Consider the following 18,997-nt stretch of genomic DNA (forward strand, 5'->3'; position numbering starts at 1 on the left):
CGATACGCAGTGGCCTCGTGTTTCCTCACCGCGTCGAGCGTGCCCTTCCTCTCGCGGATGCGAAATGACCTGCTGCGTGGGCATCGCCTCGCTGGGGTGACGCCATGAGGGCCATCGCGCAGCGACTGGCACGGCAGCTGGTGCTGGTGCCCGTGGTGGCGGTGGCCTCGTACTTCCTCATGGCCGCGCTGCCGCTCACCACCGAGACGGACGCGAAGCGCCAGGTGTCCAAGGAGCTGGCCGCTTCGTACCAGCGGGACCTCGGCATCGGCGAGCCGCTGGGCTTCCTGCGCCCCTGGGAGAAGCTCTTCCGGGGCGAGCGGCTGGGCACCAGCGCGCAGGGCATCACCGGCGACGAGCTGCTCCTGAAGCTCTCCGGCAGCGTGGGCGTGGGATTGATGGCGCTGCCGCTCGCGCTCGCCTGGGCGCTGGGCTTCGCGCTGCTGCGCACGCGGTGGCGCCGGGGCCGCTGGGCGGCGCTCGGTGACGCGGTGCCGGCGGTGGCCTTCGGCACGCCCGTGTTCATCCCCGCGCTGCTGCTGGCGCCCGCGGTGGTGGAGCGCGGCCACATGCTGCCGGAGCTGTGCGCGGCGCTCGTCACCTCGGTCTGGCCCGGCATCTTCCTGGGCACGCTCGTCGGCGACGCGCTGGAGACGGAGCTGTCCCGCGACTACGTGCGCACCGCGCTGGGGAAGGGGCTCGCGCAGGGCACGGTGCTGCGCCGCCACGTGCTCCCCAACGTGTGGCCCGCGCTGCTGGACGCGGTGGGGCCGGTCGCCACCTCGCTGCTGGCCGGCTCATTCGCCGCGGAGCGCGTCTTCGGCCTGCCGTACTTCGGCCAGCTCTACGTGCTGGCGGTGCTCAACAAGCAGGTGGCCGTCGTCGTGGTGGCCACCACCACCTTCGCCTCGCTGCTCGTCTTCGTGAGCCTCGCGGTGGAGGTGCTGCGCTACGTCGTGGACCCGCGCTCCCGGGAGGCCACGGCATGAGCCGCATTCCGCCTCGCGCGCGCTTCGGCCTCGTGCTGCTCGTGGGCCTCGGCCTCCTCAGCCTCATCGCCGGCCGCCTCTTCCCGGACGTCCTCTCCAGCACGTGCCCGCTCGGCATGGACCCCACGCGCCCGGACCGCACCGTGTGCGAGCTGGCCTTCGGCGGCCTCTGGGTCTCCCTCGCGGTGGGCCTCGCCGCCGGTGCCCTGTCCACGCTCATCGGCCTCACCGTGGCCGCCGTGGCCCGCCTGTCCGGTGGCACCGGGGAGCAGCTCATCCTGCGCGCCGTGGACGCCGTCTTCGCGCTGCCCGACGTGCTCGTCGTCATGGTGCTCCAGCTCGCGGGCCAGTCCCTCTCCGACGCGGGACAGGCCGGCGGACTGGGCCCCTTCGGCCTCATGGTCGCCTCGCTCGCCCTCGTCGGCTGGGCGGGCCCCGCGCGCATGTTCCGCAACCGGCTGGCCACCCTCGAAGCCCAGGAGTACGTCACGGCCGCCCGCGCGCTCGGCGGGGGAGGGGCACACCTGCTGCGCGTCCACCTGTGGCCCGCGCTGCGCCCCTTCGCGCTCGCCGTCTTCCTCAGCCGCCTGCCGGCCGCCATCCTCACCGAGTCCACCGTGAGCTTCTTCGGCATCGCCCGCATGGAGCCCATGTCCCTGGGCCGCTATCTCGGCACCAGCTACGCCGCCCTCATCTACGAGGGCGGTGGCCGCGTCGTGCTCCCCGCGTGGGCCCTGCTGGTCCTCCTCGTCCTCGGCGCCTCGCTCGCTTCCCAGGCACTCTCGGCGACCCCGCGCCGCGCCGCTTGAGGGGCCCGTCACGGGTGGGAGAAGCACCGCTTTCCTGAGGAATTCCCACCGATGGGAGGTGCGTTTCCATCTCACGGAAACCTTTTCCCCAGACCGGTGCCTTCATGTCCCTGCCCACCATCGAAGAGCTTCCCCTCACCACCGGACTCGATCGCGACGAGCGCAAGGAGCGCACCGACGAGCTGAAGCTGGAGCCCGCGCGCGGCGCGGTGCTGGTCGTGGAGGATGACCCGACGCACCGGGAAATCCTCGTGGAGATGCTCGCGGGCTGGGGCTACGAGCCGCTGCCGGTGGGCAGCGCCGAGGAGGCCGAGTTCGCCGTGCGCAACAAGCGCATGGACGCGGCCATCGTCGACGTCTTCCTCCCCGGCCGCAGCGGCGCCACGCTGATGTCCCGCCTGCGCGAGCGCTTCCCCCAGTCCGTCCTCATCGGCGTCAGCGCCATGAGCGACGCGGCCATGGCGCGCAAGTGCAAGGGCCTGGGCGCGGACCTCTTCATCGGCAAGCCCCTCAACCCCGAGAAGCTCGCCGAGGCGCTCCAGTCCAAGCACACGAGCTGGCACTGAGGTTGCCGGCACACACAGGGGGCGGGTTCCGGTTGCACCCTCTCCCCGGACGGCCGATGCTCTTCTCGTGAAGACCCTCGCTCCCGGATTCCTGCTGGCCATGCCCCGGCTCGGGGACCCGAACTTCTATCGCTCGGTCATCCTGATGATCGAGCACAGCGAGACGGGCTCCATGGGGCTCGTCATCAACCGGGGGGCCCCCCTGACGCTCGGCGAGCTGGCGCGCGGCCAGAGCATGGGCATCGCCGCCGCGCGCGAGCCGCAGCCCGTCTTCGTGGGCGGGCCGGTGGAGCCGCAGCGCGGCTTCGTCCTTCATGACGACGCGGAAGTGCTGGAGAAGCACCCCGTCATGCCCGGCCTGTTCCTCAGCGTCACGATGGACGCGCTGGGGCCGCTCTTGGAGAACCCCACGCCCCGCCTGCGCTTCTGCCTGGGCTACGCGGGCTGGGGCCCCAAGCAGCTCGAGAACGAGATTGCCGAAGGTTCCTGGCTGTTCGCGGACGCCACTGTCGAGGCGGTGCTCGGCCAGGACCCCGCGAAGCTGTGGGAAACCACTTTGCGTGGCATGGGCGTGGACCCGGCCATGCTGGTGATGGGAAGGGGAATGAACTGATGCTCAATGCCGACTTCGTCCGGGACCGCATCCTGGAAGCCCTGCCGGGCTCCGAGGTGGAGGTTAGAGACACCACCGGGACGGGAGACCATTTCGAGGCCCGCGTGGTGAGTCCCGCGTTCGCGGGAAAACCCATGGTGCAGCAGCACCAGCTCGTCTATGCGCCACTCCAGCAGTGGCTGAAGACGGGCGAGCTGCACGCCCTCGCACTCAAGACCTATTCGCCCGAGCAGTGGCAGAAGCTCGGGCAGCGCTAGAAGGAGACGCAGTCATGACCCCCGAGCTCAAGGCCCGACTGGAGAAGGAGACCCAGTCGCACAAGATCGTCCTCTTCATGAAGGGCAATGCCCTGTTCCCGCAGTGCGGCTTCTCCGCGCGGGCGCTGCAGCTGTTGCAGCCCTACGGCGAGGTCCACACGGTGGACGTGCTGGCGGACCCCGAGGTGCGCCAGGGAATCAAGGACTTCACGAACTGGCCGACGATTCCGCAGATCTTCATCAACGGGCAGTTCATCGGCGGCTCCGACATCCTGATGGAGCTGGCCGAGCGCGGTGAGCTGGCCGACCTGGTCGCGGGCAAGTCCCCGGCCTGAGAAGGCTTTTTCCGGCGGCGGGGGAGGGGGAGACCGCTTCCCCCCGCAGCGGCTAGGATGGGTGGCCGCTGCCGGAAGGAACCGCCGTGGCCACCGCTACACAGCCCAACACCCCCGAGAAGAAGGACGAGTCCGTCGAAGCGCCGGGAACCCCGGCCGCCTCCGGGAACGTCGTCATCCCCGACACGAACGCCGCCGTCGCGCTGCCGGCCACCTCGCCCCAGGCGGTGGTGGACCCGGATGACCTCGTCGCCACGGCGAAGACGCCCACGCTCATGGAGAAGGTGCAGGAGTTCCGCACCCGCCACGAGAAGTGGGAGATGGCCGCGTTCTTCTTCGGCGGCTTCATCTACGACATCGTCTCGCTCAGCCGCATCGACGACACGCTGACGCTCGTGCAGAGCTTCGCGTACCTCGTCATCCTCACGTCGCTGCTGCTCCTGGAGCAGCGCTTCCCGGACGGCACCGAGCCGCCGAAGCTGCTCGCGAAGGTGTGGCGCTGGCGCGAGGACGCGGTGCACTTCTTCTTCGGAAGCCTGCTCAGCGTCTTCATGCTGCTGCTGTTCAAGGCCACCTCGGGCGTCATGCCCTACCTCTTCGTGGTGGGCCTGTTCGCGCTGCTGGTGGCCAACGAATTGCCGCGCTTCCGGCAGGTGGGCCCCGTCATCCGCGTGGTGCTGCTCAGCCTGTGCGTGACGCTGTACTTCGCGTGCCTCCTGCCGGTGGTCATCGGCCGCATGGGCTTCTGGGTGTTCCTGCTGGCGGTGGCCCTGGGCAGCGCGAGCGTCTTCGGGCTGATGCGCGTGATTCAGCGCTGGCGCCCGGACGTGGAGTTCCTCGTGCGCAACGTGGCCATCCCCGGCTTCGGCGTGCAGGCCGCGATGCTGGTGCTGTACCTGGTGGGCGTGATTCCGCCGCTGCCGGTGGCCGTGCAGTTCGCGGGCATCTACCACAAGGTGGAGCGCGTGAGCCCCGGCGTGTACTACCTGTCCTCGGTGGACGAGAGCATCTGGTACAAGCCGTGGACGTGGTTCGGCCCGGACTTCGTCATGCAGCCGGGTGACAAGCCCAACTACTTCTTCCGCATCTTCGCGCCCAAGGGCTTCGCGCCGTACCGCGTGCGCGTGCGCTGGTACTACGACCACCCGGAGAAGGGCTGGACGACGAACGGCAGCGGCCACATGGCCAGCGTCAGCAGCAACGGCACGGACGGCGGCTACCGCTACTACGCCAACACGTCCAACCTGAAGCCGGGTGACTGGCGCGTGGTGCTGGAGACGGAGGACGGGCACGAAATCCACCGCATCAACTTCTCCGCCGGCCCCAGCCAGCGCACCGAGCCCCGCGAGTACGCGGTGGAGGTCTCCACGCTGAAGGAGGTCAAGCCGCTGCCGCTGGAGGAGTTCCTGGCGACGCGCAAGACGCCCGCGAAGCCGGGTGAGCCCACGCCGCAGGCCGGTGGGACGGGCACCGAGCCCGCCCCGCAGGCGGCGGGGACGGCGCCGTAGCACCGTCCCTTCGGAAGGCCGCCTACTTCTTCTTGGCGGCCTTCCACACGGACTTCATCCACGCCTCCACGTCCCTGGCCTCGCGCGGAATCTTCGCGGAGAGCACCTTGCAGCCGCGCTCGGTGACGACGACGTCATCCTCGATGCGCACGCCGATGCCGCGGTAGCGCTTGGGCACGGTGAGGTCGTCCGGCTGGAAGTACAGGCCGGGCTCCACCGTCAGCACCATGCCCGGCTGGAGCTTGCCGTACTTGTACGCCTCCTGCCGGGCCTGCGCGCAGTCGTGCACGTCCAGGCCCAGCATGTGGCTGACGTTGTGCAGCGAGTAGCGCTTGTAGAACTGGTGCTCGTCCTTGAGCGCGTCCTCCGCGTCCTCGAGGATGCCCAGCGCCTCCAGGCCTTCGGCGAGCACGCGCATGGCCACGCGGTTGGGCTCCATGAAGTCGTTGCCCGGCTTCACGGCCTTGATGGCCTGCGTCTGCGCCTCCAGCACCAGCTCGTAGATTTCGCGCTGCTCCTTGGAGAACTTCCCGGAGATGGGCAGCGTGCGGGTGATGTCCGCGGTGTAGAGCGTCTGTCCCTCGACGCCCGCGTCCAGCAGCAGCAGGTCGCCGGGCACCAGCGGGCCGTCGTTGTGGCGCCAGTGCAGCACGCACGCGTGCGCGCCGCTGGCGGCGATGGTGTTGTAGCCCACGTCGTTGCCCTCCACGCGGGCGCGGAGGTTGAAGATGCCCTCCACGTAGCGCTCCGTCTTCGCCGTCTTCAGGCCGCGGATGACGTCCTCGAAGCCGCGATGGGTGGAGTCGATGGAGGCCTGCAGCTCGCTCAGTTCCTGCGCGTCCTTGAGCAGCCGCATCTCCGACAGCGCCTGGGCCAGCTGCTTGTCGCGCTCGCCGCCCTCGGACACCGTGGTGTCCACCATGGGCGAGTAGCCACGCAGCACGCGCGTGGGGCGGCTCACCGCGCCGCTGAGGCCGGAGAGGTAGCTCGTCAGCTCGTTGAGGCCGCGCGCCTCGTCCACGGCGTAGCGGGCCTTGCTCTCCGGCACGCCCAGGCGCGGGCCCTCCCACAGCTCACCCTTGCGGCGGTCCGTGAAGAAGGTGGCGTCGCTGCGGCCCGGGTTGGGCTCCACGAAGAGGATGTCCGTGTGGCCGCCCCCCTCCTTGGGCTGGAGGACGAGGACGCAGTCCGGCTCCATGTTGCCGGAGAGGTAGTAGAAGTCGGTGCCCGGCCGGAAGCGGTAGTAGGTGTCGTTGGCGCGCACCTTCTCGTGGCCGGTGGGGATGATGAGCGTCTCGCCGGGAAACAGCTTGGAGAGCGCCTTGCGGCGGGCGCGGAACGCGGCGGCGTTCTTGAGCTTCGGCGGCAGCTTCTTCGCCTGCGGCTTCCAGCGCTTCATCATGAAGTCGAGCAGGGCCGGGGGCGGCACCGTGTCGTGGCTGGCGGGCTTCGCGGGCGCGGCCTGGGGGGCCTGCGGCTCCGAGGTGACGAGGGGCTGCTGCTCACCGATGGCGGGCTGCACGGTGCCGTCGGCGACGGTGGAGGTGGCGGAAGGGTTGGACGTGGCCATGGCGTGTGACTCTTGAACAACGCCCGGCGGCCCTTCAAGCCCGAGATGGCTGATGACGCGGGGCGGTGTCCTCTCGCAGAAGGGCGACCTGCCCCAGGAGGACGGGCACGGCCGTCTCCACCCGGAGGATGCGCGGGCCCAGGGAGAAGGGGCGGAAGCCGTGCGCCTCCAGTAGTTGGGCCTCGAAGGGAACCCAGCCCCCGTCCGGACCGATGGCCAGCACCACCCGCTCGGCGGTGTCCGCTCCCGTCGCGCGCAGCGGCTGGCTCGCGGGCGGGTGGGGGAGCAGCCGGACGGCCGTGGGGCCGAAGAGGGCGTCGGCCTCGTCCTCGACGAAGGGGCGGAAGCGCTCGCGCACCAGGACCTCCGGCAGGTGCGTGTCGCGGGCCTGCTCCAGGCCCTGGATGAGCAATTCGCGGACGAAGGCCTCGTCGAGCACCTTGGAGTCGAAGTAGCTCTTCTCCACGCGGGCCGCGTTGACGAGCACCACCCGGTCCACGCCGAGCGAGGCCACCGCGGGCAGCACCTTCTTCAGCGCCTTGGGGCGCGGAATGGCGAGCAGCAGGTCCACGCCCGCTCGTGGGGGCGGGGGCTCGGAGAGGGAGACGCGCAGGTGCAGCACCCCGGCGCTGTTCTCCAGCACCTCGCCGGTGCCGGTCAGGCCCCCGAGCCGGCCCACGCGCAGGGACTCGCCCGGCTCGGCGCGCAGCACCTCGCGCGCGTGCTGGGCCCGGCGCCCGGTGAGGCGCGCGGTGCCGTCCGGGAGGAAGTCCTCATCGAAGAGCAGCAGCAGGTTCACTCGCTCTCTGTACCCCGTCACCTGGGCGCATTGGGGGACATTCTCGGCCCGTGCACGGCGTGGTACCCGGCCGCGCCCGGGCGGAGGCTCAGCGGAAGGGCCCCGTCACCTCGAAGGTGACGCCGCGGCCGTTCGTGCCGCGCTGCGAGCTGAAGTAGAGCCTGCGCCCGTCCGGGCTGAACGCGGGGCCGGTGATTTCCGAGCCGGCGTGGCCCTCGAGCTGGAGGAACGGCGCCACCACCCGGTCCGGGGTGATGATGCAGATTTGGAGGTCGCCGCCGTCCTCGGCCACGTAGAGGTCGCCCGAGCGCGACACCGTGACGTTGTCCACGCCCGTGAGCGGCGAGTCCGGGTGCAGGCCGTCGTCGTAGATGATTTCCAGCTTCCCCGTGGCCGGCGTATGGGCCCACACGCGGTTGTCGCCCTTCGTGGTGAAGTAGACGACGCCGCTGTCGTACCAGCAGCCCTCGCCGCCGTCGAAGGCGGAGGTCCACAGCGCGGAGAGCTGGAGCCACGCGGGCACCGACGCGGACACCTTGTGCCAGCTCAGCGTGGCGGTGCCCGCCAGCGCGTCACCGGAGATGCGCGCGGCCTCCAGGGTGCCGGACTCCAGCGACGGCCAGCTGGACGGGGTGAAGCGGTAGAAGCGCCCGTTGGAGCGGTCCTCCGTCAGGTACAGCCGCCGGCCCTCCGGGTCCACCGCCACGGCCTCGTGCGCGAAGGTGCCCAGCGCCTTGCGTCGCACGCCCTGCGAGGAATTGTACGGGTCGCATTCCCAGACATGGCCTCCGTCCCACTCCTCGCAGGACAGCCACGTGTTCCACGGCGTGGGCCCACCGGCGCAGTTGCTCACGGTGTTGCCGAGGATGCGGTACGCGGACACCATGGTGCCGCCACCGTCGAAGCGCACCGCGGACGCGCCGCCGCCCAGGGGCAGCTCGCTGTTGGACGTGTAGACCCAGCCGCCGTCACCCGTGGCGAAGCAGGCGCCACCGTCCGGGCTGCCGTGCCACGTGTAGCCCGTGCCCGGAACCACCTCGCCCGTGCGCGCGATGATGCGCGAGGCGAAGCCCGCCGGAAGCCGCACGCCCTGGGCATCCGGCGAGCCGGAGATGGCGCCGTAGGGGCTCGGACCGGGCAGGGCCGGCGCCGCGTAGGCCTTCTTCCAGAAGCCGGGGCCCAGCACCAGGGCACCGCTGCCCACCGCGGAGAGGTGAAGGAAGTGACGACGATTCAAGCGCATGCGGATTCCTCCCGTTCGTCAGGGAGGGCGGAGCCTTCCGCTTCCGCCGCGCGGGCATCGTCAACACCCGGTCAGGAGTGGCTGACGAAATGGTCGAGGCCCGGTGACGGGTCCGAGCGGACTGGAAAGGCGGCAGGGGGGCTGCAACGCCCCCTGGATGGACGGCCCGGGGCCTGCCCGGCCGGCCGGGGTGCTCCCGGCGTGTCGGCAGTGCTTGCCCCGCCCGGGGGCGTACCGTAAAGCCTGGAACGTGCGTTCCCTGTGCCTTCGCTGCCGCCGTCCCGAGAGCGCGTGCTACTGCGCGCAACTGCCGCCCCAGCTGGAGACCAAGACCCGCGTCGTCTTCCTCCAGCACCCCCGTGAGCGGAAGGTGGCCATTGGCACCGCGCGCATGGCGCACCTGGCGCTGAGCAACTCGGAGCTGCACGAGGGCGTGGACTTCACGGGCCACGCGCGCCTGGAGGAGCTGGCGAAGCGGCCGGAGTCGGTGGCCGTGCTCTTCCCGGGCGAGGAGGCCATCAGCGTGGAGGAAGCGCGCGGGCGCCCGCCGGAGACGCTCATCGTCGTGGACGGCACGTGGCCGCAGGCGCGGAAGATTGTCACGCGCAACCCGGTGCTCGCCGGGCTGCCGCGCATCGGCTTCGTGCCGCGCCGGCCGAGCAACTACCGCATCCGCTCCGAGCCGGCGGACCACTGCGTGTCCACCATCGAGGCGGTGGTGGAAATCCTGGGCATCCTGGAGGGCGACTCGGCGCGCTTCGACACGATGCTGAAGGCGTTCGAGTACATGGTGGACACGCAGCTCGACCGGCAGTCGACGCGGACGTCGCCGAACCGGCGGCGCATCTACTTCGGGCCGTGGCGTCCGCCGCTGGAGCTGCGCGAGCTGGCGGAGAGCTACGAGAACCTCGTGCTCTTCTACGGCGAGGCCAACGCGCATCCGGATGGAACGAACATTCCTTCCGAGCTGGTGCACGCGGTGGCGTGCCGCCCGGCGACGGGGGAGCGCTTCGAGGCCATCCTGGCGCCCGAGCTGGAGCTGGCGCGCAGCACGCCGCTGCACGTGGAGCTGCCGGAGGCGACGCTGCTCGCGGGAGAGCGCCGGGCGGATGCGCTCGCGCGGTTCGAGGCGTTCCTGCGGCCAGACGATGAGCTGGCGGTGTGGACGACGTTCGCCCTGGACCTGCTGTGGGCCGGAGGCGTCACCCGGCGGAAGGCGCATAACGTGCGGCTGGCCACGGCGCGGGCGCTGAAGGGCAAGGCGGGTGGGGTGGAGCAGGCCGCTGAGTTGCTGAAGGGGCCGGACCTCCCGCTGTGGGCCCCGGGACGCGCGGGCCGGCGCATCCGCGCGCTGGAGTCCGTGGTGCGTGAACTGGTGGCGCGCGGCAATGCCACGGAGCCGCCGCAGAAGCTGCCCCGGACGGGGACGGGCGGCTGAATCGGAACCGGGGCCGCTTCACTCGTCGCCAGCGAATGAGGAGAGCAGCCTCTCGATGACTGCCTCGCCAGCCTCGTCCGTCGCATCGGCGGTCGCCCACAAGAGCAAGGGCCCGTTGACCGTTCCGGCGACCTGCCGGCCCGCGGGCGCCTGGGCCTCCAGCTGGGCCTCCGCCGCACTCGCTTCGTCATGGCTGTCGAACAGGTAGACAGACGCTCGGACCGAGGTCGACGTCCAGGCCCGGCCGAAACCCGCTCGGGCGCCGATGTCCCGGACAGAAGGAGCCGGCTCGGCCGGCAGGACCTCTTCGCCGCCTGCGCCGCGGCGCACCAGCGCCTCGGCTCGTCCGAGGTGTGAATCGTCGTGGTTCACGAGGCTCCTTTGCCGCCGGTGAGCATCCCCGGGCTCTCCCGTGATTGTCGTCGCACCTCGTGACGGAGAGCCCGCACACCCGCACAGCAGCAGCGGGAAGAGCAGCGCGGGGCCGGCAAGCGGCGCGAAGAGGTGTCGCATGGCCTCATGCGATAACACCTCCCAGCGCCACACCGCCAGCCGGCCTCCGCGCGACGGTGAGCCGTGTCATCCGCATCCGCCGGCCGGCCCCATCGCGTCTGAACCGGCCGTACGGGCGCGAGCAGACCGGATGGAGCCGCCCGGATGCAGGCAGCGCACGTGACTCAAGGCAACAGCGCGGTCCGGGCCTCGTGCACGTAGCGGCCCCGGGGGAACTCGTTGAGGTACTGGCGGTACTCACCCTGGGCGGCCTTCGGCTGGAGCTTCTCCTCGAAGCAGCGCGCGCGCAGGTAGCGCGCCTGCTCGCGGTGGCTCGCGCGCGGGCTCTTCCGGGCAATCTCCTCCAGGCCCACGAGGAAGCTCTCGCAGGTGCGGGGGCTCAACTGCAGCCGCGCGTACCCGAGGAACCGCTCGTCCGCGTCCTTCGACAGCAGCGCCATCGGAATCAGCGGCTGCTTCTCCTTGGGCCGCTTTGGCGGCTCCGCCACCGCGACGGGCGGCGCGGGTTCGGAGGCAGTCTTCGGCGGCAGCTGCGTCGTCACGGACTCGACGGGGTAGGGCGCGAACTCCTCGTCCGGCTCCGCTCCGGCGGGCACGGTGGCCACCTTCATCGGCGCGGCCGGAGGAGTCGTGGCCAGCGCCTGCGCGGGAGCAGGAGGCTCCACCGGCTGGATGATGGGCTCTGGTGGGACCGGCGGCGTGCGCGGCGCCGCCAAAGCCACCTGCGTCCGGCGCTCCAGCACCGCGGGCTTCACCGCGGCCGGAGCCTGCGTCGCCCGCGCTACCGCCGGCAGCGTGGCGGTCCCGGCGGCCGGCGTGGTCGCGGCCGTGGGCACCACCTCACCCGGCAGCGGCCCCGACTCGTTCAGCTCCTCGAAGGCCCGCTGGTCCGGCACGGACACCGGCTGGTGCTTCAGCGTCTTCTCGTTCGCGTTCAGCTCCACCCGCTCCCCGGCGCTCACCAGCAGCGCGGGCTGACCGTCCACCTCCACGCGGACCCGGCCCTCCGCCACGGCCACCGCCGCGCCGTGCTCCGTCCGCTCCACCGTGAAGACCGTGCCCACCACGGACACGCGCAGGCCCGCGGCCTCCACCAGGAACCCGCGCCGCTCCGCGTGGGACGCCTGCACCGACAGCCGGCCCTGCCGCACCGTCAGGTGGACATCGCGCGCCTCCGCCTTCGACAACTCCACCTCCGAGCCCGAGGACAGCCGCACACGGCTCGCGTCCGGCAGCCGCAGCAGCGCCGTGGACCGCGTGGGCGTCCGGACCGCCACGCCCGAGCGCAGCTTCGTGCCCGCCTCCAGCGTCCGCTCCGCGCCACCGGCCTCCCGCAGCACCGCGCCCGCGACCCGCTCCGCCTGGGCGGTGGCGCCCGTCGCCGCGGGAACACCGTCCACGGTGGGCTCACCCTCCGCCTGGGCAGTGGCCGCCGCATCCAACACGCCGCTGCCGGAGCCCGCCCCCGTACGCTCCGCCACCACCTCCGCGCCCGGAGCCGCCTCCGGCACCCGCAGCATCCAGAACCCGAGCATCGCCGCGCACGCCCCGGCGAACGCCATGACCCACGGCAGCCGCGCCCGGGGCGGCTGCGCCAGCTTCCGCGCCACCGCTTCCCGGAGCCCCGCGTCCACCCGCGCCCAGCGCACCTCCGGCTCCACCGCGCGCGCCTCGTGCAGCACCGCGCGCGACCGCCTCACCCGCTCCAGCTCGCGCGCGCACGACTCGCACCCGGCGACATGCAGCTCCACGCGCGCCCGGTCTCCCGCCCCGAGCTCGTCCGCCGCGAGCGCCCACAGTGCCTGGACCTCATGGCGCGCCATGGGGACCTCCAGGGTCGCGGGTGACGAGCAGTCGCTGCATGGCCTCGTTGAACTCCAGTCGCGCGTGGTGCAGGCGGCTGCGAACAGTATTCACCGAGCTTCCCACGGACTCGGCAATCTCATCCGGACTCATCCCACACAGCTCGTAGTACACGAAGACGATGCGCTTCTTCGGCTTCAGCCGCTCCAGCGCCAACTCCACCAACCGCGCCGCCTGACGCCGCTGGGCGGCGCGCTCCGGGTCCTCCCCGTGCGCCTCCTGGTCCGGCGGCTCCGCGAACGGGTCCTCCGGCCTCCGCCGCTTCCAGCGCAGGTGCGACAGCGCCACATTCGAGCACACCCGGTAGAAGAACGTCCGGAAGCGCGACTCGCCCCGGTAGCCCTTCACCGCCGTCAGAAGCCGCAGGTACGTCTCCTGGAGCAGGTCCTCCACCTCCACCCGGTTGCCCACCAGGTGCCGCAGCGTGCGCGCGGCATCCGACCGCGTCAGCGCGTAGAGCTGATCGAAGGCGGTGAGGTCTCCCTCCTGGACCCGGCGGACCAGCAGCTGCAACCGCGGCTCGTCACCGCCCCCGGGCACGTCCCGCTCCTGGCGCTCCCCGGGCGCGGGAACCTCTGCCAGTGACCGGACGCCGCGGAACGACACCGGGGGCTCTCCCTTAGGGGCGCGCGTCGAGCCGGTCCCACCGAGCAGCGCCCCGCTGTCCATGTGAAAGGTCCAGGCCAGCACACTACCTCCGTGTGCCTGGGTCGCCGAGGCGACGGAAGACGATCAAAAATTATTTTTGATCACCCGTCACGTCCTCGGCGTCCTACGACGCTGAAACCGGATAACTCACCCGGTGGCCGGACCGGTCCCCCAGTTTTCTCGGAGTCCCCACTCATGAGGAACACCCCTGCCCGCGGCTGGCTATTGCCGCTTGTCGTGCTGCTCGGAGCCACCCTCTCGGGTTGCATCATCCACGAGAAGGACGACTACGACGACTACGACTACGACTACTGCGAGAGCACGGCGGACTGTCACGACGGACAGATCTGCCGCTCGGGCTCGTGTCGGAACATCGACCCGGACGCGCAGAACTGCCTGTCGTCCAGCGACTGTGACTCGGGCGAGATCTGCATCAACTCGGTGTGCAACCAGCCCTGCCGCCGGGATTCGGAGTGCGCCTCGGGCAGCCGTTGCCAGAACCACTTCTGCACGCCCACTGGCTCCAGTGACGGCGGCACGCGCCCCGACTCCGGCACCGACGGCGGCACGCGCCCCGACTCCGGCACCGACGGCGGCACGCGCCCCGACTCCGGCACCGACGGTGGCACGCGCCCCGACTCCGGCACCGACGGCGGTCCGACTTCCGCGTGCCGTGTGAACGCGGACTGCGGCTCGGGCAACTACTGCATCAACAACCAGTGCCTCCACGGCTGCTCGACGGACGCGCAGTGCTCCTCCACCGAGGCGTGCGTCCAGGGCGTGTGCCGCCCGCGCCCGCCGGACCCGAACGCCTGCACCACCGCGTATGACTGCCCGTCCGGCAAGGACTGCGTGGACGGCCAGTGCCGCGCCTCCTGCGACTCCACCACCGAGTGCCCGACCGACTACACCTGCCAGATTGGCTACTGCATGCCCATTCCGAGCGGGGGCGAGTGCCGCGCCAACTGCGAGTGCCCCGCCGGCCAGGTCTGCACCAACGGCCAGTGCCGCTCCACGCAGCCGGACCCGGGCCAGACGTGCGTGGCCAACTGCGACTGCCCCTCGGGACAGGTGTGCACCAATGGCTACTGCAAGTCGCCTACGCCTCCGCCCCCGCCCCCGGACGCGGGCACGGGCACCGCGTGCAACGCCAACTGTGACTGCCCCTCCGGTCAGGTGTGCACCAGCGGCTACTGCAAGGCGCCCACGCCTCCGCCCCCGGCGGACGCGGGCACCTCGCCGGTGTGCCGCGCCAACTGCGAGTGCCCCTCCGGCCAGGTCTGCACGGAAGGGCTCTGCAAGCCGGTGAACCAGGGCAGCGGCCAGTCCTGCGTGGCCAACTGCGAGTGCCCCGCCGGCGAGCGCTGCCTCGACAACGTCTGCTGGCTGTAGCGCGGGCACCCCGGTGGCGCCCGGGCCTCACCTCAGGGCGCCACCATCCGCCAGCAGCGGTGGATTTCCTTCCGCTGGAAGTCCTCGGGGATGGAGCCGGGGGTGATTTCCTCCACGTCCATTCCCCGCGTCGCGGACTCGGTGAGCTCGAAGCCGAGGAAGTTGGTGGAGAAGTAGAGGATGCCGCCGGGCGCGAGCAGCGCCCGGATGGCCGCGAGCAGGCGCGGGTGGTCTCGCTGCACGTTGAAGCTGCCCGTCATCTTCTTCGACGTGGAGAAGGACGGCGGGTCGCAGACCACCAAATCGTAGCGGTCCGGCCCTTCGGCCTGCGCCTCCACCCACGCCTTGGCGTCCGCGCGGATGAGCACGTGCCGCGCGTCGGCGAGCCCGTTCAGGTCCAGGTTGTCCTCGGCCCAGTCGAGGTACGTGTTGGACAGGTCCACCGTCGTGGTGCGCGCGGCCCCTCCGGCGGCGGCGTAGACGGTGAAGGCCCCCGTGTACGCGAAGAGGTTGAGGAAGCGCTTGCCCTTCGCCTCCGAGCGCACCCGCGCGCGGGTGTTGCGGTGGTCCATGAAGAGGCCGGTGTCGAGGTAGTCGCCCAGGTTCACCCAGAACTTCAGGCCCTGCTCCTCCACCACGATGCGTCCGCTGCCCTGGCCCACCCGGCCGTACTGCGAGCGGCCCCACGGCTGGGGGGTGTGCGTCTTCACGAAGATGCGCTCCGGAGGGACGCCCAGCACCTCCGTCACCGCGGCGAGCACCTCCTCGCGCTGCGTCTCCGCCGTGCCGGACTTGAGGGCGCGGCGGCGCGGGTACTCCACCACGTGGGCGCAGTCGCCGTAGACGTCCACGGCGTAGGGGTACTCGGGAATGTCCCGGTCATAGACGCGCCAGGCCGTCAGCCCCTGGGCGCGGGCCCACTTGCGGAAGCGCTTCACCCCCTTGCGGAGGCGGTTGGCGAACATACCCGCCGGGTCGGGTGCCTCTTGCGTGTCGTGGTTACCTTCTGAATCAGCCATGCCCAAGCGTCCTCCCGTCCAGACCGCCGCCCCTCTCATTCCCGAGTCTCCGACGTACGACAAGCTCCGAAAGGCGGCTTCCGGCTGTCAGGCGTGTCCTCTTTGGAAGACGGGCACGCAGACGGTCTTCGGCGAGCCCGCCGGCAGGCCCCATCCCGGCCCCCGCGTCATGCTGGTGGGGGAGCAGCCGGGGGACCAGGAGGACCGCGCGGGGAAGCCCTTCGTGGGCCCGTCCGGCCGGCTGCTGGACGAGGCGCTGGAGGCGGCCGGCATCGACCGCTCGCAGGTGTACGTCACCAATACGGTGAAGCACTTCAAGTGGACCGGGGAGGGGAAGCGCCGCATCCACGCGAAGCCGAACACGACGGAGATTCGCGCCTGCCTGCCCTGGCTGGAGGCGGAAATTCGCGTGTTCCGCCCGGACGTCATCGTGTGCCTGGGCGCCACGGCGGCGCAGGCGCTGCTGGGCAAGGACTTCCGGGTGACGCAGTCGCGCGGCCGGCCCATGCCGTCCGACCAGGCCCAGGTGGTGGTGGCCACGGTGCATCCGTCCTCCATCCTCCGCGCGCCGGACCCGGAGGCGCGCGAGGCGCAGCTCGCCGCGTTCATCGACGACCTGCGCGTCGTGGCGCGGCTCATCCACGGCCGGGGCGCGAAGGCGCACGAGGACGCGCACGCGCCGATGTGAACGGTAGGGCCGCGGCCACGCCACCATGCGCAGTGCGTCATGACCGGAAGCCGGGTCACGCACGCGGTGCGCCATGTCTTCTCCGATTCCCGAATCAGCCAGGGTAGGCTTCCGCGCCGAGTGAAGAGAAACGTCGCCCGGACGTCTCTCCGCACATGACCCCGCGCAGGAGGACCTCAGAATGAGTGCAAGCCGTTGGTTGGGACTGGCCACGCTGACCGTGCTGTTCGCCACGAGCTCCCTGGCACAGGAGGCGACCCCGGTGGGGCGCTGGACCACCATCGATGACGAGACGAAGAAGCCCAAGTCCGTCATCGCCATCTACGAGGAGAACGGCAAGCTCTTCGGGAAGATCGAGAAGCTCTTCCTGGAGCCCAACGAGAAGCCGGACCCCGTCTGCGAGAAGTGCGAGGGCGCGCTGAAGAACAAGCCCATCATCGGGATGGTCATCATGCGCGACCTCAAGAAGGACGATGACGAGTGGACGGGTGGCTCCATCCTCGACCCGAAGAATGGCAAGACCTACAAGTGCAAGATTGCCGTCGAGGACAAGGGCAAGAAGCTGAAGGTGCGCGGCTACATCGGCACGCCGATGCTCGGCCGCACCCAGCACTGGGTCCGCGCGGAAGAGCAGCAGCCGGCGCAGACGCAGCAGCAGTAGTCCGCCGCGGCCAAAGCCCGGCGGGGGAGGGCGCTACCTCCTCCGCCCGGGCTTCGCCGTGCGCCGCTCGATGAGCACCTCGATGCCGTCGAGCACCCGCTGCAGCCCGAACTCGAAGGCGTGCTCGGGCTCCACGGCGGCGCCGTACGCCTCGCCCGCCGCCGCGCCGACCCGCGCCGCCGTGGGATGGCGGCTGGCGTCGAAGACCTTCTCCAGCAATGGAGCATGGGCGCGCCACCACTGCTCGTGGCTCATGCCCGTCTGCTGCTCGGCCTGGGCGGACTCCAGCGCCCGCCGCGCCGCGCCCTCCACGTGGCCCAGGACGAGGCTGAGCACCGAGTCCATCTCCACGTCCGTGAGGCCGATGCCCTCGACGGCGCGCAATTCGTGGTCGTACTTGGCGATGGTGTTCGGCCCCATCACCGGGCGGCTGGTGGCAATCTGAAGCAGCCACGGGTGGCGGCGGTACAGCTCCCAGTTGCGCCGGGCGACGCGCTCCAGACGGGCCCTCCAGCCCGTGTCCGCTTCCTCGGGCCTTTCCACCTCGCCGTGGACCGAGTCGAGCATCACGTCGATGAGCTCGGCCTTGCCGGGCACGTACGTGTACAGCGACATGGTGCCGACCTTGAGCGCGTCGGCCACCCGCCGCATGGACACCGCGGCGAGCCCCTCCGCGTCGGCGACCTCGATGGCCACCCGCACGATGCGGTCCACGCTCAGCTCGGGCTTGCCCCTGCGGCTCGACGGCTCCTGGGTCTTCGTCCGCCACAGCAGCGCGAGGCTGCGCGCGGGGTCTCCGCGTCCGCTGTACTCCGTCATGAGGCCCGGCATCCTACGGGTCCTTGACCCTTCCGTACGGTGTACGGTACAGCGTACGGAATGAGCCTGCCGACGCCCCTGGACGAGACGAAGACGTTGCGGCCGTTCCGTATCGACATCCCCCAGGCCGACCTGGAGGACCTGCGCGAGCGGCTGTCCCGCACGCGCTGGCCGGACGAGCTGCCCGGCGCCGGCTGGTCCCTGGGCCCGCCGCTCGGCTACCTGAAGGAGCTGGTCGAGTACTGGCGCACCACCTACGACTGGCGCGAGCACGAGGCGCGGCTCAACGCGCTCCCGCAGTTCACCACCCCGATTGACGGGCAGGACATCCACTTCCTCCACGTGCGCTCACCGGAGCCGCACGCGGTGCCGCTCATCGTCACGCATGGCTGGCCCAGCTCGGTGGTGGAGTACCTGGACGTCATCGGCCCGCTGACGAATCCGCGCGCGCACGGGGGCAACCCGGCGGACGCGTTCCACCTGGTGATTCCGTCACTGCCGGGCTACGGGTTCTCCGGGCCGACGCGCGATGCGGGGTGGGACGTGAAGCGCATCGCCCGCGCGTGGGCGGAGCTGATGCGCCGGCTCGGCTATGCGCGGTACGGGGCGCAGGGTGGGGACTGGGGCTCGTGGATTTCGCGCGAGCTGAGCCTGGTGGACCCCGAGCATGTCATCGGCGTGCATGGGAACGGGTTCATCACCTTCCCGTCCGGAGACCCCGCCGAGTTCGAGGGGCTGAGCGACGTCGAGCAGCAGCGACTGGCCTTCAGCGGCTACTACCTGCGCGAGCTGTACGGCTACAAGCAGATCCAATCCTCGCGGCCGCAGTCGCTGGCGTACTCGCTGGCGGACTCGCCCGTGGGCCAGCTCGCGTGGATTGTCGGCGTGCTGAAGGAGTGGACGGACTGCGAGCACACGCCGGAGGAGGCCATCGGCAGGGACCGCATCCTCACCAACGTGATGCTGTACTGGCTCACCAACACGGCGGGCTCGGCGGCGCGCTCGTTCCTGGAGACGCCGGACACGCCGGACGAGGAGGGCGCGAAGGAGAGCGTCGTGGTGTCCACGGCGCCGATTGGAATCGCGGTGTTCCCCAAGGACATCCTCCGGCCCATCCGCCGCTTCGCGGAGCGGATGAACAGGAACGTGGTGCACTGGACCGAGTTCGACCGGGGCGGGACGTTCGCCGCGATGGAGGAGCCGGACCTCTTCACCGGCGACGTGCGCGCCTTCTTCCGCCGCTTCCGCTGAGCGCCCGCGGCCCCCA

The 18,997-nt window shown here is 71.0% G+C and carries 20 protein-coding genes; 12 read left to right on the top strand and 8 right to left on the bottom strand.

Annotated elements, in window-relative coordinates; genetic code table 11:
• Positions 1–104 precede the first annotated feature (104 nt).
• The 7 genes from HG543_RS08645 (at position 105) to HG543_RS08675 (ending at position 5,077) form a co-directional block, all read left to right on the top strand.
• A complete protein-coding gene (locus tag HG543_RS08645) occupies positions 105–989 on the top strand; it encodes an ABC transporter permease subunit (protein WP_169344215.1) in 885 nt (294 codons plus the stop codon).
• A complete protein-coding gene (locus HG543_RS08650) occupies positions 986–1,798 on the top strand; it encodes an ABC transporter permease subunit (protein ID WP_169344216.1) in 813 nt (270 codons plus the stop codon). The genes HG543_RS08645 and HG543_RS08650 overlap by 4 nt, the downstream gene beginning before the upstream one ends.
• Before the next feature lie 104 nt (positions 1,799–1,902).
• On the top strand, positions 1,903–2,364 hold the full coding sequence (locus HG543_RS08655; protein WP_169344217.1) for a response regulator: 462 nt from the start codon (positions 1,903–1,905) through the stop codon (positions 2,362–2,364).
• Positions 2,365–2,431: 67 nt separating this feature from the next.
• Complete coding sequence (locus HG543_RS08660; protein WP_169344218.1) at positions 2,432–2,977, top strand: YqgE/AlgH family protein; 546 nt, start codon at positions 2,432–2,434, stop codon at positions 2,975–2,977.
• A complete protein-coding gene (locus HG543_RS08665) occupies positions 2,977–3,234 on the top strand; it encodes a BolA family protein (RefSeq protein WP_169344219.1) in 258 nt (85 codons plus the stop codon). The genes HG543_RS08660 and HG543_RS08665 overlap by 1 nt, the downstream gene beginning before the upstream one ends.
• A gap of 14 nt (positions 3,235–3,248) precedes the next feature.
• Entirely contained in the window at positions 3,249–3,569 is a 321-nt protein-coding gene (gene grxD, locus HG543_RS08670; protein WP_169344220.1) for a Grx4 family monothiol glutaredoxin, read from the top strand.
• Positions 3,570–3,655: 86 nt separating this feature from the next.
• Positions 3,656–5,077, top strand: a complete 1,422-nt coding sequence (locus tag HG543_RS08675; RefSeq protein WP_169344221.1) for a DUF2914 domain-containing protein — start codon at positions 3,656–3,658, stop codon at positions 5,075–5,077.
• Positions 5,078–5,099: 22 nt separating this feature from the next.
• Here the strand turns inward: HG543_RS08675 and HG543_RS08680 are convergent, their stop codons facing one another.
• The 3 genes from HG543_RS08680 to HG543_RS08690 all read right to left on the bottom strand — a co-directional run bounded on the left by HG543_RS08680 (position 5,100) and on the right by HG543_RS08690 (position 8,689).
• Positions 5,100–6,647, bottom strand: a complete 1,548-nt coding sequence (locus HG543_RS08680; protein WP_169344222.1) for an aminopeptidase P family protein — start codon at positions 6,645–6,647, stop codon at positions 5,100–5,102.
• A gap of 34 nt (positions 6,648–6,681) precedes the next feature.
• Positions 6,682–7,446 (bottom strand): 16S rRNA (uracil(1498)-N(3))-methyltransferase, encoded by a 765-nt coding sequence (locus tag HG543_RS08685; RefSeq protein WP_169344223.1) that lies wholly within the window; start codon positions 7,444–7,446, stop codon positions 6,682–6,684.
• Between the two features lie 88 nt (positions 7,447–7,534).
• The gene (locus HG543_RS08690) at positions 7,535–8,689 is read right to left on the bottom strand and encodes an alkaline phosphatase PhoX (RefSeq protein WP_169344224.1); all 1,155 of its coding nucleotides are present in this window, start codon (positions 8,687–8,689) and stop codon (positions 7,535–7,537) included.
• Positions 8,690–8,939: 250 nt separating this feature from the next.
• Between HG543_RS08690 and HG543_RS08695 the strand changes: the two genes are divergently transcribed.
• Positions 8,940–10,127, top strand: a complete 1,188-nt coding sequence (locus HG543_RS08695; protein ID WP_343073302.1) for a tRNA-uridine aminocarboxypropyltransferase — start codon at positions 8,940–8,942, stop codon at positions 10,125–10,127.
• 18 nt (positions 10,128–10,145) lie between these two features.
• Here the strand turns inward: HG543_RS08695 and HG543_RS08700 are convergent, their stop codons facing one another.
• The 3 genes from HG543_RS08700 to HG543_RS08710 form a co-directional block, all read right to left on the bottom strand.
• On the bottom strand, positions 10,146–10,499 hold the full coding sequence (locus tag HG543_RS08700) for a hypothetical protein (RefSeq protein ID WP_169344225.1): 354 nt from the start codon (positions 10,497–10,499) through the stop codon (positions 10,146–10,148).
• A 305-nt stretch (positions 10,500–10,804) separates the two neighbouring features.
• Positions 10,805–12,463, bottom strand: a complete 1,659-nt coding sequence (locus tag HG543_RS08705) for a FecR domain-containing protein (protein ID WP_169344226.1) — start codon at positions 12,461–12,463, stop codon at positions 10,805–10,807.
• On the bottom strand, positions 12,450–13,043 hold the full coding sequence (locus tag HG543_RS08710) for an RNA polymerase sigma factor (RefSeq protein WP_343073303.1): 594 nt from the start codon (positions 13,041–13,043) through the stop codon (positions 12,450–12,452). Before HG543_RS08710 ends, HG543_RS08705 begins: the two co-directional genes overlap by 14 nt.
• 303 nt (positions 13,044–13,346) lie before the next feature.
• Between HG543_RS08710 and HG543_RS08715 the strand changes: the two genes are divergently transcribed.
• Positions 13,347–14,543, top strand: a complete 1,197-nt coding sequence (locus tag HG543_RS08715; RefSeq protein ID WP_169344228.1) for a DUF7107 domain-containing protein — start codon at positions 13,347–13,349, stop codon at positions 14,541–14,543.
• Between the two features lie 32 nt (positions 14,544–14,575).
• Here HG543_RS08715 and HG543_RS08720 read toward each other — a convergent pair whose 3' ends face one another.
• The gene (locus HG543_RS08720) at positions 14,576–15,562 is read right to left on the bottom strand and encodes a class I SAM-dependent methyltransferase (RefSeq protein WP_246356855.1); all 987 of its coding nucleotides are present in this window, start codon (positions 15,560–15,562) and stop codon (positions 14,576–14,578) included.
• Between HG543_RS08720 and HG543_RS08725 the strand changes: the two genes are divergently transcribed.
• The gene (locus HG543_RS08725; protein ID WP_169344230.1) at positions 15,561–16,250 is read left to right on the top strand and encodes a UdgX family uracil-DNA binding protein; all 690 of its coding nucleotides are present in this window, start codon (positions 15,561–15,563) and stop codon (positions 16,248–16,250) included. The two genes, HG543_RS08720 and HG543_RS08725, sit on opposite strands and share 2 nt — an antisense overlap.
• Positions 16,251–16,431: 181 nt before the next feature.
• Positions 16,432–16,911, top strand: coding sequence for a DUF2147 domain-containing protein (locus HG543_RS08730; protein WP_169344231.1), 480 nt, complete (start codon positions 16,432–16,434; stop codon positions 16,909–16,911).
• A gap of 33 nt (positions 16,912–16,944) precedes the next feature.
• Here HG543_RS08730 and HG543_RS08735 read toward each other — a convergent pair whose 3' ends face one another.
• On the bottom strand, positions 16,945–17,730 hold the full coding sequence (locus HG543_RS08735; protein ID WP_246356856.1) for a TetR/AcrR family transcriptional regulator: 786 nt from the start codon (positions 17,728–17,730) through the stop codon (positions 16,945–16,947).
• Between the two features lie 60 nt (positions 17,731–17,790).
• Between HG543_RS08735 and HG543_RS08740 the strand changes: the two genes are divergently transcribed.
• Positions 17,791–18,981, top strand: coding sequence for an epoxide hydrolase family protein (locus tag HG543_RS08740; protein WP_171817784.1), 1,191 nt, complete (start codon positions 17,791–17,793; stop codon positions 18,979–18,981).
• The last annotated feature ends 16 nt before the right edge of the window (positions 18,982–18,997 follow it).

It is taken from the genome of Pyxidicoccus fallax (genome assembly GCF_012933655.1).
Classification (GTDB): domain Bacteria; phylum Myxococcota; class Myxococcia; order Myxococcales; family Myxococcaceae; genus Myxococcus; species Myxococcus fallax.